Below are 17,636 nucleotides of genomic sequence, written 5' to 3' on the forward strand. Positions count from 1 at the left end.
ACTTATCATTTCCTTACATCTTGTATACTTTTATACATAAAGTCCATCGCTTCTGTAACTTTTGTTCCAGGATTTGATCCAAATAAGTCTGGTGGCAAAATAACTACGCGATTTTGTTTTACTGCATCTAAATTTTTCCACGCTTCATTTTTCATCATTTCGCCTTCAAATGCTTTTTTAACGCTATTTGGATCTCCATGTGTAATTAAATAAATCACATCAGGATTCGCCTCAATAATGCGTTCTACACTTAGCTGTGCATATTGCGGATATTCCTTCATTTCTGGAAAATCAGCTGCAATATTTTTCCCACCTGTTTTTTCTAAAATATCACCTGATAAAGAGGTTGGTAATGCTGCTAAATAAGTACCAGGTGCTCCATACACTAGCAATGCTTTCACATCACTCTTTTTCTCATATGTCTTCATTTGATTCGTAATTTTTTGGTTAAGTTCTTTCGCTTTATCTTCTTTCTTCATTATCGTTCCGTATAGTTCAATATTCTTTTGAATATCTTGTACAGAATTCGCAGAAGAAATCATTACTTTCGTTCCTTGCCCTTCAACCGTTGGAACATTCTTTTGGAACCCATTATTAGCAATAAGTACATCTGGCTTTAAGCTAGCAATTTGCTCAAAATTCGGCTGATGTGCATTCCCGATTACTTGTACTTTCTTTATATCCTCTGGAAGAGTTATTTTTGCATCCGGACGACCCACTATTTTTCCGCCTAAAGCATGAATAATATTCATGTCTCCCATACTTAATGTTGCAAAACTCTCTGGCACTTTATCGAATGTTACCTTTCTTCCTGACAGGTCGGTAACTTCTATTTTCTCTTTTCCTTTTTCTGTTTTTGTTGCCGCTGTTCTTTCGTCTCCTTTTGCACTGCAACCTATTAATAAGAAAAAAACAGATAAAATCGCTGTAAATAGCGTAATAGATTTTTTCATTCTTCCACCTCTAATTGATAATGATAATCATTAACTACTATTCTACTTTAATTGATAAGGATTATCATTGTCAATATAAAACGCATACATTTTCTAGAAAAAAAACAAAAAGCGTTACAAAAAAGATTCCCTCTTTTTGTAACGCACTATTTACCAATATTATTCACATTCGTTTCCCTCTAACTCGTCTCGCATCACTTTCACACGCTGAAAGAAAAAGAAAGATAAACTTAAAAATATAACAATGCTTCCCATCATAACAAAAAATTGTATCGTTTCTTTTGCTCCAGTCGGGATCAATAAGCCAACCATTAACAATGTACTTACAGCGAGAAGAATTTGTCCGAACCGAGTATAATCTTCTATCTTTTCTTGTAATTCCTTCATTATATTCTCACTCCTCCATTTCACTGTATCATATTCTATTAAACTGAAAGACAAGTAAATACAGCCATTCGGGGAGATGTTTTCCAAAAGAAAAAGAGCCGCTTTATTGCGACTCTTTTATAACCATTACTCACCTTTATATGCTTTCATATAAATTTCTTTCAGCTCTGAAATGAGAGGTAATTTGGGATTAGCTGTTGTACATTGATCTTCAAAAGCTCTTTCTGCTAATAATCCAACAACCTCTTCAAATTGGTCTTTAGCAACTCCTTGTCCTGCAATACTCATATTTATATTTAAACTTTTTCCGAGCTCAATAATTGCTTTGACAAGTGATTCCACACCTTCTGCAGTCGAACTTGCTGGAAGCCCGAGCATTCTCGCAATATGTGCATAGCGTTCATCGGCTACAAAGTGCTCATATTTTGGGAACAATGCGTGTTTTCTTGGCTTAATAGCATTATAGCGAACTACGTGCGGCATAAGAATTGCATTCGCACGCCCATGTGGAATATGAAATTCTGGTCCAATTTTATGTGCTAAGCTGTGATTAATACCTAGAAAAGCATTTGCAAATGCCATTCCTGCGATTGCAGAAGCATTGTGCATTTTTTCTCGTGCTTCTTCATCATTTCCATCTTTAAATGCTCTTGGTAAATATTTAAATACGAGATCAATGGCCTTTAATGCTAATCCATCTGTATAGTCATTTGCTAAAACAGACACATACGCCTCGATTGCATGCGTTAATACGTCCATGCCAGTGTCTGCTGTTACATGTGGTGGTACTGTCATTACAAATTGTGGATCAACAATTGCTACATCTGGCGTTAATTCATAATCCGCGAGTGGATACTTTATATTATTTTTCTTATCTGTAATAACCGCAAATGGTGTCACTTCTGATCCTGTTCCAGATGTTGTTGGAATGGCAACAAACTGCGCCTTACTTCCTAATTCCGGATATTTACATGTACGTTTTCTTATATCTAAAAACTTCTGTTTAATTCCATAGAATGTTGTTTCTGGGTGCTCATAGAAAAGCCACATCCCTTTTGCTGCATCCATCGCTGAACCACCACCAAGTGCGATAATTACATCCGGCTGAAAACTTCTCATCATTTCCGCACCTTTAAACACAGTTTCATCTGATGGATCTGGCTCAACCTCAAAGAAAACTTCAACTTTCACATCATTTGCATGTTTACGTAAATAATGCGAGACCGTATCTACATATCCGTGCTCAACCATTCCTGGATCTGTTACAATAAATGCACGTGAAATGTTAGGCATATTTGCTAAATATGCTGTCGCATGTTTTTCAAAATAAATTTTTGGTGGTAATTTGAACCACTGCATATTCTTTTTTCTATTTGCCAACCTTTTTATATTTAATAAATGCGTCGCTGTTACGTTTTGAGAAACCGAGTTTTTCCCGTAGGAACCGCAACCAAGCGTAAGTGATGGAATAAATCCATTATATATGTCACCGATTCCACCTTGTGATGAAGGGGCATTTACAATAAGGCGGCAAGCTTTCATACGTAATCCAAATTGCTTTTGCACTTCTTTATTTACAGAATGGATAACTGCTGAATGTCCTAAACCACCGAGGTTTAACATTTCTTCACAATATGTAAATCCTTCTTCTAATGAATTTGCTTTTACACAAGCTAATACTGGACTTAACTTCTCACGAGATAGTGGATATGCGGCTCCGATGCCTTGTATTTCAGCTACAAGCATTTTTGTATTTTTAGGTACAGTAATTCCAACTAATTCGGCAATATACTGTGCGGGTTTCCCTACAATATCACTATTTACTGCACATGTATTTTCATTAATAACAAGCTTTTCTAATTTACTTCCCTCTTCCTCGGTTACAAAATAACAATCATTTGCAATCATTTCTGTTTTCACATCATCATAAATTTCCTTGTCTACAATAATTGCTTGTTCTGATGCACAAATCATACCATTATCAAATGTTTTAGATAAAATCAAATCATTAACCGCTCGTTTTATATGCGCTGATTTCTCTATATAACATGGTACATTACCAGGACCTACACCTAACGCTGGTTTTCCAGTAGAATAAGCTGATTTCACCATACCAGCCCCTCCAGTTGCCAAAACAAGAGCAACACCTTCATGGTTCATTAATTGTTTCGTTGCTTCGACAGAAGGTTTTTCAATCCACTGTATACAATGTTTTGGTGCCCCCGCCTTCACCGCTGCATCATATACTGTTTTTGCGGCTGCAATAGAACAGTTTTGTGCTGAAGGATGAAATGCGAAAATAATTGGATTTCTCGTTTTTATCGCGATTAATGCTTTAAACATTGTTGTCGATGTTGGATTCGTTACTGGTGTTACCCCAGCTACTACACCGACGGGCTCCGCAATTTCTATTATTTCTTCATGAGGATCTTCGTGAATAATCCCTACTGTTTTATCTTTCTTTATGCTATGCCAAATATATTCAGTAGCAAAAATATTTTTAATACATTTATCTTCGTATACACCACGACCTGTTTCTTCAACAGCCAACTTCGCAAGCGGCATATGTTGATCAACACCTGCTAATGCCATTTCATGAACAATGTTGTCAATTTGCTCTTGTGTAAAACTTTCTAATGCTTGTAAAGCTCTCTGACCGTTATTCACTAACGTATCAATCATCTCTTTTACTTCCTGCATTTCATTTACAACTTTCTCTTTGACTACCATGTAAATTCCTCCTACTCTGCTATCTTGGACTAAATAAGACCCTACAGGTCATAATTAGTCCTGATTAGCGCAAAAAAATAGAATTGCTTTCCTACATGAACCTCATCGTTTGTGAAACATTTCACAAGTTTGTTCGTGGGTAACACTTCATGAATTCAATATACATGAAATCATTTCATTTGTGTATGTCTATTTTGTGAAATGTTTCACAAAATAGACGTAATAAAAATGCACTGCCTATATTAGCAGTGCATTTTTATTATGCTAACGCTTGTGCTAAATCTTCAATTAAATCTTCTCCGTCTTCAATACCGACAGAAATTCGAATTAATGTATCTGTAATTCCTAATTCTTTACGACGATCTGCTGGAATTGATGCATGCGTCATTTGAGAGGGGATAGAAATTAAACTTTCTACTGCTCCTAAACTTTCAGCCAGCGTAAAGTATTGTAATCTCTCAAGTACTTTATTTAATGTTTCTTCGCTATCTACATCAAATGAGATAATAGCACCAAATCCATTTGCCTGTTCTGTTGCCAGTTCATGGTTTTGATGTGACTCAAGGCCTGGGTAATATACTTTATTTACTTTTGGGTGGTTATTTAAAAACTCAGCAATTGCACGTGAATTCGTTTCATGCTCTTCCATTCGAATTCCTAATGTTTTTAAACCACGAAGTAGTAAGAAACTATCTTGCGGACCAAGAATGCCACCTGTTGAGTTTTGTACAAAGTGAAGGTCTTCTGCTAATTGCGGGCTATTTACAACTACTAGACCTGCAACTACGTCACTATGACCTCCTAAATATTTCGTTGCACTATGAAGTACAATGTCTGCTCCTAAAGAAATCGGCGACTGCCAATATGGCGTCATGAATGTGTTATCAATAATTGTTAATAAATCTTTCTCTTTAGCAAGAGTAGATATTTTTTTAATATCAGTAATTTTTAGTAACGGATTCGTTGGTGTTTCTACATAAATCGCTTTCGTATTTGGACGAATCGCTTCTTCAACTTCCTCTAAGTTTGTTGTATCTACAAATGTATGCTCAATACCGAAGCGGTTTAACACTTTCGTAATCACGCGGTACGTTCCGCCATACACATCATCTGTTAAAATAACGTGGTCACCTTTTGAAAACAACATAATTGTAGCTGTAATAGCCGCCATTCCTGAACCAAATGCGAAACCAGCATGGCCGTTTTCTAATACCGCAATCATTTCTTCTAAAGCTGCACGTGTTGGGTTTCCTGTACGTGAATATTCATATCCTTGATGCTTACCAACTGCTTCTTGTTTGTACGTACTCGTTTGATAAATCGGTACATTTACAGATCCAGTTGAAGGTTCTCCTATGCGAATACCATGAATTAACTTTGTCTTTGCTCTCATTTTTTATTCCCATCCTTTGTATATGTCTTTACTTAAATAGCGCTCACTACTATCAGGAAAAATCGTTACAATATTTGTACCTGGCGCCGCTTTCTCTGCTTCAAGTAAACTTGCATGAAATGCTGCTCCTGAAGAGCTCCCAACAAGAAGTCCTTCTTTTTGCGCTAATTCTTTCACTCGTAAAAATGCATTTCGATCAGAAATCGTATGAATTTCATCAAAATAAGATGTTTTCAAAAATGGCGGGATGAATTCAAGGCCAATCCCTTCTGTTTCATGTGAGCCAGCTTTACCACCATTTAAAATAGATCCTTCTGGTTCCACAATAACCGTTTTTATATCTACATTTTTTTCTTTTAAATAAGATGCAGTCCCCATAAACGTACCGCCAGTTCCTGCTCCAGCAACAAATATGTTAATCTCTCCATTAAGTGCCGACCAAAGTTCAGGTCCTAATGTTTTAAAATATGCACGAGGATTTGCCTCATTTGCGAACTGACTTGGAGAGTATGAATTCGGTATCTCATTTACTAACTCTTTTGCTTTTGCAATTGCACCGGTCATTCCTTGCTCAGTCGGCGTATGCACGACCGTTGCGCCTAGTGCTTTCATTAATTCTTGTTTTTCAATGCTAAATTTCTCTGGTACACAAACGATAACGTGTAAATCATGTTGTAACGCTGCGAGTGCCAGTCCAATACCAGTATTTCCAGCTGTCGGTTCAATAATTGTTCCGCCCTCTGTAACAAGCCCTTTTTCTAGCGCATCTTCGATTAATTCTCTTCCTAATCGGTCCTTAACGCTTCCGCCTGGGTTATAAAATTCAAGCTTTGCAAATAAACGGACCCCTTCTGGAAGTGAAAAACGAGTAATTTCCACAATTGGTGTATGACCAATTAACTCATGAACTCCACGATATACATTCATCGTGTTCTCCCCCTTATTTGCCAATAAAGAAAAGGCAACTGTATGTATTTTCTTTATATGAGACAGTTGCCTTTTTGTTACATTACTTTAACTCTTCTAATACTTTTACGATAAAGTTTGTAGAATGAAGAGCTGCTTGATCTAAAAATTGATCAAATGAAACATTTGATTCTTTACCAGCAATATCAGAAAGTGCACGAATGATAACAAACGGAACTTCATATTGGTGGCATACTTGTGCAACAGCTGCTGCTTCCATTTCTACTGCATAAAGGTTTTCAAATTTATCACGAATGGCTGCAACTCGGTTCGGATCACTCATAAATGAATCACCTGTTGCAATCATACCTTTTACAACTTGAATATTTTCTTCTGCCTGCATACATTTTTCAGCTAATGCAACTAATGCTTCATCAGCTTTAAATCCAGGCGGCATTCCTGGTACTTGACCATACTCATAGTTAAATGCTGTTACATCTACGTCATGGTGACGAACTTCTGTTGAAATAACGACATCCCCAACATTTAGAGAATGATGGAATCCACCAGCTGAACCAGTATTAATGACTTTTTCAGGCTTATATCTTTCTAATAAAATTGTCGTTGACATCGCTGCATTTACTTTACCAATACCAGACTTTAACAAGATTACTTCATGTCCTGCTAATTGCCCTTTCGTAAATTCACAACCCGCAACCGTTTCTGTTTCTGCTTGTTCTAATTTATCACGTAAAATACGTACTTCTTCTTCCATTGCTCCAATTACAGCAATTCTCAATCTAATCCCTCTTTCTATTGCTTAGTTGCCTCCATTACCCACACGAAATGATTTAATCTCGTAAACGTTACATGGAAGCCATTGTTTTCAAAAATAGTCTGCATAACTGGAATACGTGTATAGTATTCCGTTTGCAAATCGTTTGCTAACTGATGAAAACCTCTTTGTTTTGCTGCTTCAACAGTTTTATCATATGCATCTTGATCTGCAAATATCGTATCAGCAAACACTATTTTACCACCTTTGTTTAGCAATTGACTATACTTCGCAATCGCTACATTTTTTTCATCATCTGTTAAATGATGAAATGCATAGGTGCTTACTATGGTATCAATGGAATTCGGGACTTCAAACGAAAGAAAATCACCTTCTGTAATGGAAAACTCTTTTGGCAATTTCTCTTTTGCAATCATGCGCATTTCACGTGACGGTTCTATACCGTAAACTGTGCGGCCAGCAAGTAATAATTTATTTGTTAAATTACCTGTACCGACACCAAATTCTAATACGTTACCAAATGACTTGTTAACTACATCCTCTAGAATGTCCTCATAATGGGCGAAAACTTCTTTATATTGTATATCTTCGCCTTGTACAAATGAGTCGTACGTATGAGCCCACTCATCAAATAAACCATTAAATTCTGTACCCATAAAAATTCCCCTTTTTCTTATCGGTTTTATCAGTATGATATTCCCTCTTTCTAAAAATGTCAATTGAAATGTACATGGTATTTCCTTCTTTTCTTTGTTACACTATAGTTGATTACATAGGAGAGGGGCCGTCTTCATGTCATTTACCTTTGAAATGTTAGAAGATAAAGTAGAATTTTTTGAAGCGGGAGACTTAGCTTCTTTAGAACGTAAAATCAGTGAACAAATCGATAATAATAAAGCACTTATGCTTGAAGTTCATCACATCTCGCATCAAATGGTTATGGATCCTGAAAGTAAAAGACCATATTATAGCGCGGTTGTTCATTTTAAATTAAAGAAATTACGCTAACTAAAAAAGAGAAGCTCCTAAGGAGCTTCTCTTTTTTAGTTTAGAGTTTGAACAAGTACTGGTTTCCAGCCTTCATTGTCTACCCAATCAATATTTACATAATATCTTTTACCTGTTTGTTTATCTTGTACGTTACCGTAAGCTTTATTCTTACCGTTATTTCCGATTCGATGAATAATTAATTGCTCTACTGGAACGTCAATTGCAGCTGAAATCGCTTGATTCATCTCATTCCAATCTGCTGTACCTTTTTTAAACGTCATCGCAGGTGTTGCACCTTGCTCTGTGCCTACTGGCTTCCAAGAAGGTTTCGTATAAGCGTCAGTTGCCTTTGGCTGTGTTTTTTCAGCTGGTACTTTCTCGTTAGCTTTCGCTTCTTCTTCAGCTTTTTTCTGTTCTTCTTCAGCCTTTAGCTTCTCTTCTTCTTCTTTCTTCTTAGCCTCTGTTTTCTCTTGTTCATTCTTCTTCGTCTCTTCTTTGCCTTTAGCTTTCTCAGACTTATTCTCTTTCGTTGTTTGCTGAGCTACCTTTTTATCGCTAGAAGACGCTTGCTCTTTCGTGTCAGGAACAAACAATTGATATGCTACAATAGCTACTGCTACTAGTACAATAGCGATTGCAATATTTAAAACACCGTTTTGACGACGTTTTTGTTGTTTCTGTTGGAATCTAGATCCTCCTGCCATTCTTCAAACCTCCATGCAGTTTTTCATACTTGCTATTGTAACATTAAATCTAGAAAGGTTGAACATTTACAATAATATTTTCATGAAATGAAAACATTTTACCATGAATTGCAAGATTACTTTTCATTCTCTAATCGATAGATTGATTCTACGATTGCTTTAAAAATAGGTGTAACTGCATTTACATTGCTACTCGTTTCTATATCCACGACAACTAAAGCATATCTTGGATTTTCATATGGAAAATAACCTGCAAACCAACGATTCTCTTTCGTTCCTTTTCCTGTTTGTGCTGTCCCAGATTTTCCAGCAACGCTTAATGGTAATGAACTAAATGCTGCTCCTGTGCCTTTCTCCGTTGTTACAACGCTCCTTAATAACTGTTGTAATGTTTTCACTGTTTCATATGAAAGCTGTTTTCCACCTAATGTATGGTCTTCAAATGTATAAAAATCCGTTCCATTTTTATACATTATTTTTTCAACAGCTTTCACTTCCATCTTTTCTCCCCCTCTAGCAATCGTCGCCATCATATTTGCAATCGCTAGAGGTGACATACGTACATCTTTCTGTCCAATTGCTGTTTGCGCTACCGCTTTTTTACTATTCTTATTTCCTTCACTCCCCCAAATCGTAACACTTTTCTCCTCTGGCATTTGCTCAAAATGAGTTGTATGAAATACAGAACCTCTCCATCCAACCTTCTCAGCGCCTCCTAAAGCCTCTACATAAGTTTCTAACACCATCTTATCCTTTTGTATTAGCTCATTTCCTAACTCTGAAAATGTCCTGTTACAGCTTCTAGCAAAGCTCTCTTTAAAACTAAGTGTCCCCATCCTAACTTGTGGGTGATCTTCACCATATAAATCTTTATTACAATTAAATACGCGATTAAAAACATTTTCATTTTGATCAATCGCTGCGGCCGCAATTATTGTTTTAAAAACAGAACCGGGAAAGTGTGGTGTTAACATTTGATTTTCAAGTGTAGTTTTATATAAACTCTCATCTTTCACCTGTACAGATGGTTTGCTAACCATTGCTAAAATTTCATTTTTCTTTACATCAAGTAGCACTACTCCTCCCTTCTTAATTTCACTTGCTTCAACTACTTCTTCTGCTTTTTTCTGTAACTCGTTATGTAAAGTAGTTTGAATCGTCACTGGATAAAACGGATTTCCAGGCGATGTATATTTCGCTTGTTTTCCAAAAATCGGTTCTCCTTGCCGATCCACTTGATACAATACTTTTGCCTCTCCATCGGTCAAAAGAAATTCATCAAATGATTGCTGCAATCCTGAAATGCCAATCGGTGTTTGTTTTGAAATTTTTCTAACTTCTCCGTATCGTTTTTGAAATTCTCGTTCATTCTCACCCACATCACCAATTAAATGATTCATCACGCTAGTTTGCCGCAAACGAACTTCAGCTGCTACAATGCCTAATACATTTAATTGATTCACCTTCTCCATCTGCTCTCGTTCCAAGCGAAGTGGTTCATTTCCTCTTTGCAGGATAAATGCACTTTTCTTATGTTTCATTTGACTTTCAATCTCTTGTCTCGACATACCAATGATATGCGCAATTTTCTCCAACATGTTATTTTTTAATTGTAGAAATGGAAAAACAATTAAAACAGGATACTTTTTCTCACCTATCTCCTTACCATTACGATCTATAAAATGGCCGCGTCCATCATCTACCGTAATGGATTGCGTCCGTTGTGTAACACTTTTTTCAATTAAGTTAATCTTACGATCCGTAAATGATTCCGTATCGATAATTTGTATTTGAATTAAACGACAAAGTAACATAAACATGACACATATAAAACAAATTAAAACAATTGTAATTCTCCGTTTTATTTCCATAAAAAAACACCTCGTCTAGTATAGTTTGGACGGAGTGTTTCATCTTTTATACAAATAAAAAAATCACTCGCTTTTACACGAGTGATTTTTAATTATTTTACAGAGATAATCTCTACTTGCATTTCTCCACCTGGAGTTTGGATTGCTACCTTCTCGCCAATTTGCTTACCTAATAAGCTTTTTGCGATTGGAGAATCGTTAGAAATTCTCCCTTCAAATGGATCTGCTTCTGCGCTACCTACGATTGTGTAAGCTTCTTCATCTCCATCTGGTAGTTCTTTAAATGTTACTGTTTTACCTAATGTAACAACTGTAGATTCTTCACCGTTATCTGTGATGATAACTGCGTTACGAATCATGTTTTCTAATTGTGTAATACGTCCTTCTACGAACGCTTGCTCATCTTTCGCTGCATCATACTCAGAGTTCTCAGAAAGATCTCCGAAGCTACGTGCAATCTTAATGCGCTCTACAACTTCTTTACGTTTTACCGTTTTTAAATCCTCAAGTTCGTTCTCTAGCTTTTGCTTACCCTCTTGCGTCATAGGGTATGTTTTTTCTGTTGCCATATTTTCCACTCCTTTTATATACCAATCCCCCGAAAAAAAGAGGAGTTCCATATGAAAACTCCCCCGCTTATATGTAAAGCGGAGGTTTCTAGCACGCCTGTACTAGCGGAGTTGTCACATACAACCCCGTATTCCCAATTCTTCTTTATATAAAGAAGATATGTATGGAAAGTTGATATAAATATGCCCTCACCTATATATAGATGAGGTTGCATGTTTCATTGTATTCGATAGGAAGGGAAAAAATCCCTTCCTACCGTATATCTTTTACTATGCTATTACAAATTTACTTTTTGTTCAAGAATTGTTGCAATTTTTGTAACCATAATATCAATTGCAACGTGGTTTTGTCCACCTTCAGGGATAATAATATCCGCAAATTTCTTAGAAGGCTCAATAAATTGATTGTGCATTGGACGTACAACATTTACATATTGATCAATAACTGAATCCATCGTACGACCACGTTCTTTAATATCACGCTGCATGCGGCGCAGGATACGAAGGTCAGCATCTGTATCAACGAATAACTTAATGTCCATTAACTCACAAAGACGTGGGTCTTCTAAAATAAGAATTCCTTCTAAAATGATTACATCTTTCGGCTCAACTGGAATAATTTCATCTGAACGCGTATGCAATGTATAGTCATATACAGGTTTCTCTACTTGTTTATATGCAAGCAACTGCTGCAAATGTTCAATTAACAAATCATTATCAAACGCTAATGGATGATCATAATTTGTTTTTAAACGTTCTTCCATTGGTAAATGGCTTTGATCTTTGTAATAATAATCTTGCTCTAAGATTAAAATGGAATGACCTTTAAAATGGTCAAAAATCGCTTTCGTTACACTTGTCTTACCTGACCCTGAACCACCAGCAATTCCAATTACAACAGGCTTATTCGTCCCCATTCGACTATCACTCTTTCTTATTGAAGTATGCTTTTGCGCATCATATTATTCACATACACTGGTTGATCCACTTTGAATTTCACGATCTGCAACGGATGTCTCGCTGCATCTAATTCGTTTCCATCCTCATCCCAAATTTTCTCCACCGTCTGCGTAAAGTTTTCTATTTCTGGTCCAAAGAACTCCACTTCATGTCCTGGTTTGAAATGATTACGTTGCTCAATCGTTACGATGCCCGTTTCTTCATTATAATCTAACACTAAACCAGCGAAATCATACGTTGTTTTCTTACTATGATTTCCAAACATTTGCTCTTGATGTCCTGGAACCCCTTCAAAGAATGCAGGAGCTGTATCACGATTTGCACATTTATCAAGCTCATCTAACCATTCTTGTTTAAACTCAAAGTTATCAGGATCCGCACAATATGCATCAATTACTTTACGGTATACTGTCGCTACAGTAGCTACGTAATGGATTGATTTCATACGTCCTTCAACTTTTAAGCTATCAATTCCAATTTCAATCATTTTCGGAATTGATAAAATTAAATTTAAGTCTTTTGGACTCATTGCAAAGTGAGCATCTTCTTCTTGAAATAGAGGAAGCTCTTTTGCATCTTTATGTTGTGATACTGTTTGAACTAAATCATAGTCCCAGCGACAAGATTGACAACAACCACCACGGTTAGAGTCACGCGCTGTCATATGGTTACTTAGCGTACATCTTCCTGAATATGCGATACACATTGCACCATGGACGAATGCTTCAATTTCAATATCCACTTTTTCTTTAATCTCTTTCATTTCTTCATAGCTTGCTTCACGAGCTAATACAAGACGATGTAAACCTTCTTCTTTCCAATACTGTGCTGCTTTCCAGTTGGATAGTGATTGCTGTGTGCTTAAATGCACCTCAACAGAAGGCGCTACACGTTTACAAGTCTCAATGATAAGCGGATCAGCAACGATAATTCCCGTTACGCCAGCTTTTTCAATCCCTTTTAAATATTCCTCTAGCCCGTCCATATTTTCATTATGTGCAAAGATATTTGTTGTTACATATATTTTTGCTCCATATTTCTTTGCAAATTCCACACCTTCTGCCATTTCTTCCAGTGTAAAGTTACCTGCATTCGAACGAAGACCAAATTCTTGTCCACCTAAATATACAGCATCTGCCCCGTAATGGATAGCTACTTTTAATTTTTCTAAGTTACCCGCAGGGATTAACAGTTCAGGTTTCTTCACAATAACGCGTTTGCCATCGATCACTCGTGAAATTTCTTGTACAGTCATTTCCTACACCCTCCTCGTTTAGTAAACCGTCTCTTTAAAGAAGAATCCTGTATCTAACGGACGATTCACCGGTTGCATTTCTTCTATCTCTTTATATAAGTCGTCTTTCACGTCGTAATACGCATCACGATCTTCTACACATAAATCAATTGCTTTACGATATTTCTTCGTTACCTCAATAATGTATGCAGAGCTTTTTAGTACACCATCAACTTTTAAGCTATCAATTTCAGCATCAATTAGCTCTTCTAACTCATCGATGAAACAAATATCATTTGGACTCATAATGTGAGTACCATTTTCATCTTCATAAATTGGATATTTATTGTTACGCTCTGGGTCATATAAGAACATATTCTCTTCATATTTTTTCTTTTCAATGTCAAGATGACGTCCTTGATACTCAAAGTAGTTTCCTACTAACGAACGCTTCGACTGGAACATACAAGTCATACCGTGAATTTGCACTTCAAGTTCCACTTCAGCATTTTCTTTTAATTCAACAATTTCATCTAAGCTAAGCTCGCGAGCTAATACAGCACGTTTTGCTCCTCTTTGTCCCCAGTAGTTACAAGTAAACCAGTTTGTTGCTGTTGTTTCTGTATTCCAGTGCAATTGCATATTTGGCGCTACTTCGCGAACCGCCATTAATACTGCTGGATCTCCGAAAACAATTGCATCTACATGTACTTCGTTTAAAAATGCAACATAGTCTGTTAATTCTTCTACTTTATCGTTGTGGAACATAGCGTTCATTGCTACGTATACTTTTACACCATTTTCATGTGCAATCTTCACAGCTTGTTTCACATCTTCACGTGAAAATTCCCCTGCTAAACGTAAACCAAACTTTTGCTCACCGATCATTACCGCATCTGCTCCTGCTTTCGCAAGAGGTTCGATATCCGCCACTGCTTTTGGTGTTACTAACAATTCTGGTTTCTTCATACCTTGGTCACCCTTTCTTTTTACTAACAGCTACTCCATCACCAATTGGGAAAATCGTTGTATCATATCCTTCATGGTTCATAAGCCATTCATTGTACGTCTTAATACGACGGATTAAACCACGTGTACGTCTGTTTTCAATTTTCTCTTTCGTCGTTACAAGGCCATGGTACATAACATTATCTGAAATAATTACGCCACCAGGATTTAATAACGGTTCATATAAGTCAAAAAAGCGACGATATTGTCCTTTTGCTGCGTCAATAAAAATAACGTCAAATGTTCCATGTTCTTCTACTTGCTCGCCTGTTTCTAACGCATCACCGTAAATAACGGAAATACGTTCTTTAACTGGTGAACGTTCTATATATTCAAGTGCTTTTTCATATCGATCGCGATTGCGCTCAACTGTCACAATGCGAGAATTTGGAATAGCTTGCATCATACGAATACTAGAATAGCCAATTGCTGTACCTAGCTCTAAAATGCTCTTCGGTCCAATTAAACGTAAAAATTGCAACATAAATTCCATTCCAAGTCGATCCATAATTGGCACATGATTTTCTTTCGCATAGTCTTCCATTTCAAGAATTAATTTATCTTTCGGATCAATAAATGATAATAGGTACTCGTTAACTGCATCCTCCATAATGGTCCTCCTTATTTACATGGAGAAGTGCCTCTATGACGTCTTTTCACACATAGAATGCAATAAAAATACAAGCCAGCTTTATCCTTAGCTTGTACGTCCCGTTTTGATATTAAAAACGATTCTTCTGCCAGTTTTTAACCCGATATATTTTACCACAAAAAAGAGGGATGTGCGACCTTTTTCGCTATCCCTCCCCATTTCACTGCTTTTTCGTAATATATTTTTGCTTTAGTGCATTATGCTCTTCCAATGTTTTCGCATAGTACACTTCACCAGTTGGTGCAGCTAAGAAATAATAATAATCTGTTTGCGCAGGCTCTAGCGCTGCTTCCATTGAATGTTTACCAGAGTTTGCAATCGGGCCCACCGGCAATCCTTTCACAACGTACGTATTGTACGGTGAGTTTATCTTTAAATCTTCGTATAATACACGTTGTTTATGCTTTCCAAGTGCGTATAATACCGTTGGATCCGTTTGAAGCGGCATACCTTTTGCTAAACGATTATAAAAGACACTAGAGATCTTTTGACGATCTGTAAAGCCTGTTGCCTCTTCTTCAATAAGTGAAGACAATGTTAAAAGCTGATGCACATCCCAGTTTTTCGCTTTCATTTTTGCTTCGTTTTGAACAATGATTGCATTCGTTTTCTCAAGCATTTGGATAACAATTTCTTCTAAAGTTGTATCTTTTTTATAGAAAGAGTACGTCGCAGGATATAAATAACCTTCTAATGGATATTTAATATTGCTATCAAAGATTTTATCCGTTAACAGCTTGGGATACTTTTGCTGCATTTTTTGAATAAATGCTTTATCGTTTAATTGACGTACAACATCATCTTTATTCCACTTTAATTCGTTTGCAACCGTTTCTGCAATTTCAGTTACTTGTGCCCCTTCTTTTACCGTCACTTTATAAAGAGCTGGACGATGTACATTACCAGATGACATTTGCTCAATAACATCTTTTGCACTCATTGAAGGATTTAATAAATATGTACCCGCTTGTAAATTTTTAGATTTAGCCTTTGTATAAAAACTAAAAACTGTACCGTTTTTCACAGCACCTTTTTCTTCTAAAATCTCACCAATTTTACTAGTAGATGATCCCTTTGGAATTTCTACTTCAATCTCTTTTTTATTCCCGCTATCAACCGGTCCTAATGCGGATGAAATATACGCATAGACTGAACCACAAACTAAAAGCAGTGCAATAATCGAAAATAAAAAAATGCGTCTGCGCTTCTTTTTCACTTGATTCTCTACCAAAACTCTTCCTCCTTATTCAATTGTAGGCCATATGTACATCTTTCTATACAAAACGATGAAAAATCACAATACATTTACCTATCATTTTTGACAGATACTTTATTTTCTACAATCCGTCTCATTATACTACAAAGGATTACGCAGTTTCGACAAAAAATCTTTCATTTTACATATAAAAAAGGCGGACGATATACCGTCCACCTTTTCAGTACTTATTATTCAGCTTCTTGCTCATCAGCAATAGTGTTAAATGTTTCTTGTACCATTTCCCACTCTTCTTCAGATTCGATTGGAAGTAATACTCCGCCCTCTTCTTCATTTTGCTCATAAGCCATTGCATCATAAATTGGGTCTCCATCTTCGTCTACTTCACCGATTGGAGAGAAGATTACGTATGATTTTTTACCAAATTTTTCAGCATCAAAAGTGAAAATAATTTCACATAAATGTTCGTTACCTTTTTCGTCTACAATTGTAATTTGACGTTCTTCCATTTTGGTCACCTCTTATTTTCTATCTAAAAATCCTTGTAAGATTACGACTGCAGCCATCTTATCAATTACTTGCTTTCGCTTCTTACGGCTTACATCGGCTGAAATGAGTAGACGTTCCGCTGCCATCGTTGACAAACGCTCGTCCCACATTACAACGTCTAATTGTAACAGCTCTCGTAGGTTTTCTGCAAATTGTTGGCATGCTTCACCACGCGGGCCAATTGTACCATTCATATTTTTAGGTAAACCTACTACTATCTTGTCCACATCATACTGTTTTACTAACTCAGAAATGCGGTCAAAACCAAATTGACCTCGTTCTTCGTTAATCTTGATTGTTTCAAGCCCTTGCGCTGTCCAGCCCATTTCGTCACTAATTGCAACTCCGACTGTTTTTGTACCTACATCTAAACCTAATATCCGCATAAATTACTCCTCACGATGATGTTTCAAGTAAGACTTCACAAGCTCTTCAATTAATTCATCACGTTCAAGCTTGCGAATGATGCTTCGTGCATCTTTATGGCGAGGTATGTATGCTGGGTCTCCACTTAATAAATAACCGACGATTTGGTTAATCGGATTATAGCCTTTTTCTTGAAGTGCATCATACACAGTTAAAAGTACATCATTTACATGGACACTCTGTTTTTCATCTTGAATGCTAAACTTCATTGTTTTATCAAAACCGTCCATTTCAAGCACCTCACTTATATAGTAAGTATAGGGAGAAGAACTTCTCCTCTCCCTACCATTGT

The 17,636-nt window shown here is 36.6% G+C and carries 19 protein-coding genes; 1 reads left to right on the top strand and 18 read right to left on the bottom strand.

From position 1 onward, the window contains the following. Positions 1–5: 5 nt before the first annotated feature. From EGX95_RS20620 to EGX95_RS20650, 7 genes are all read right to left on the bottom strand, one after another. The gene (locus EGX95_RS20620) at positions 6–953 is read right to left on the bottom strand and encodes a helical backbone metal receptor (protein WP_000748490.1); all 948 of its coding nucleotides are present in this window, start codon (positions 951–953) and stop codon (positions 6–8) included. 159 nt (positions 954–1,112) lie between these two features. Then, entirely contained in the window at positions 1,113–1,340 is a 228-nt protein-coding gene (locus EGX95_RS20625) for a YrhC family protein (RefSeq protein ID WP_000661449.1), read from the bottom strand. Between the two features lie 126 nt (positions 1,341–1,466). After that, on the bottom strand, positions 1,467–4,070 hold the full coding sequence (gene adhE, locus EGX95_RS20630) for a bifunctional acetaldehyde-CoA/alcohol dehydrogenase (RefSeq protein WP_000260467.1): 2,604 nt from the start codon (positions 4,068–4,070) through the stop codon (positions 1,467–1,469). Between the two features lie 259 nt (positions 4,071–4,329). Next, on the bottom strand, positions 4,330–5,463 hold the full coding sequence (locus tag EGX95_RS20635; RefSeq protein ID WP_001201909.1) for a bifunctional cystathionine gamma-lyase/homocysteine desulfhydrase: 1,134 nt from the start codon (positions 5,461–5,463) through the stop codon (positions 4,330–4,332). A 3-nt stretch (positions 5,464–5,466) separates the two neighbouring features. Next, entirely contained in the window at positions 5,467–6,390 is a 924-nt protein-coding gene (locus tag EGX95_RS20640; protein ID WP_001103857.1) for an O-acetylserine dependent cystathionine beta-synthase, read from the bottom strand. Positions 6,391–6,472: 82 nt separating this feature from the next. After that, the gene (mtnN, locus tag EGX95_RS20645; protein WP_001217039.1) at positions 6,473–7,168 is read right to left on the bottom strand and encodes a 5'-methylthioadenosine/S-adenosylhomocysteine nucleosidase; all 696 of its coding nucleotides are present in this window, start codon (positions 7,166–7,168) and stop codon (positions 6,473–6,475) included. A 14-nt stretch (positions 7,169–7,182) separates the two neighbouring features. Beyond that, positions 7,183–7,821 (bottom strand): class I SAM-dependent methyltransferase, encoded by a 639-nt coding sequence (locus EGX95_RS20650; protein ID WP_000536319.1) that lies wholly within the window; start codon positions 7,819–7,821, stop codon positions 7,183–7,185. Positions 7,822–7,957: 136 nt separating this feature from the next. On the opposite strand from EGX95_RS20650, the gene EGX95_RS20655 reads away from it, so the two are divergent. After that, positions 7,958–8,173, top strand: a complete 216-nt coding sequence (locus tag EGX95_RS20655) for a YrzA family protein (RefSeq protein ID WP_000010984.1) — start codon at positions 7,958–7,960, stop codon at positions 8,171–8,173. A gap of 35 nt (positions 8,174–8,208) precedes the next feature. Here EGX95_RS20655 and EGX95_RS20660 read toward each other — a convergent pair whose 3' ends face one another. The 11 genes from EGX95_RS20660 to EGX95_RS20710 form a co-directional block, all read right to left on the bottom strand. Beyond that, on the bottom strand, positions 8,209–8,859 hold the full coding sequence (locus tag EGX95_RS20660) for a YrrS family protein (RefSeq protein WP_000897107.1): 651 nt from the start codon (positions 8,857–8,859) through the stop codon (positions 8,209–8,211). Positions 8,860–8,975: 116 nt separating this feature from the next. Beyond that, positions 8,976–10,730, bottom strand: a complete 1,755-nt coding sequence (locus tag EGX95_RS20665) for a peptidoglycan D,D-transpeptidase FtsI family protein (protein WP_000403940.1) — start codon at positions 10,728–10,730, stop codon at positions 8,976–8,978. A gap of 92 nt (positions 10,731–10,822) precedes the next feature. Then, positions 10,823–11,299, bottom strand: a complete 477-nt coding sequence (gene greA / locus EGX95_RS20670; RefSeq protein ID WP_000179963.1) for a transcription elongation factor GreA — start codon at positions 11,297–11,299, stop codon at positions 10,823–10,825. A gap of 278 nt (positions 11,300–11,577) precedes the next feature. After that, positions 11,578–12,216 carry a uridine kinase gene (gene udk, locus EGX95_RS20675; RefSeq protein ID WP_000537087.1) on the bottom strand — a complete coding sequence of 213 codons (639 nt, stop codon included), beginning with the start codon at positions 12,214–12,216 and terminating at the stop codon, positions 11,578–11,580. A 17-nt stretch (positions 12,217–12,233) separates the two neighbouring features. After that, on the bottom strand, positions 12,234–13,514 hold the full coding sequence (locus tag EGX95_RS20680) for a peptidase U32 family protein (RefSeq protein ID WP_000217969.1): 1,281 nt from the start codon (positions 13,512–13,514) through the stop codon (positions 12,234–12,236). Between the two features lie 18 nt (positions 13,515–13,532). After that, the gene (locus tag EGX95_RS20685) at positions 13,533–14,462 is read right to left on the bottom strand and encodes a peptidase U32 family protein (RefSeq protein WP_000742781.1); all 930 of its coding nucleotides are present in this window, start codon (positions 14,460–14,462) and stop codon (positions 13,533–13,535) included. A 7-nt stretch (positions 14,463–14,469) separates the two neighbouring features. Next, a complete protein-coding gene (locus EGX95_RS20690) occupies positions 14,470–15,111 on the bottom strand; it encodes an O-methyltransferase (RefSeq protein WP_000389089.1) in 642 nt (213 codons plus the stop codon). 202 nt (positions 15,112–15,313) lie between these two features. Continuing rightward, complete coding sequence (mltG, locus tag EGX95_RS20695) at positions 15,314–16,384, bottom strand: endolytic transglycosylase MltG (RefSeq protein WP_063246698.1); 1,071 nt, start codon at positions 16,382–16,384, stop codon at positions 15,314–15,316. Between the two features lie 215 nt (positions 16,385–16,599). Beyond that, positions 16,600–16,878, bottom strand: coding sequence for a DUF1292 domain-containing protein (locus EGX95_RS20700; RefSeq protein ID WP_000392731.1), 279 nt, complete (start codon positions 16,876–16,878; stop codon positions 16,600–16,602). 12 nt (positions 16,879–16,890) lie between these two features. Continuing rightward, positions 16,891–17,304, bottom strand: a complete 414-nt coding sequence (gene ruvX, locus EGX95_RS20705; protein WP_001221196.1) for a Holliday junction resolvase RuvX — start codon at positions 17,302–17,304, stop codon at positions 16,891–16,893. A gap of 3 nt (positions 17,305–17,307) precedes the next feature. Next, positions 17,308–17,574: an IreB family regulatory phosphoprotein gene (locus EGX95_RS20710; RefSeq protein WP_000348590.1), complete on the bottom strand. Its 267-nt coding sequence runs from the start codon at positions 17,572–17,574 to the stop codon at positions 17,308–17,310. Positions 17,575–17,636 lie beyond the last annotated feature (62 nt).

The sequence above is a fragment of the Bacillus sp. FDAARGOS_527 genome, assembly GCF_003812125.1.
GTDB lineage: Bacteria > Bacillota > Bacilli > Bacillales > Bacillaceae_G > Bacillus_A > Bacillus_A paranthracis.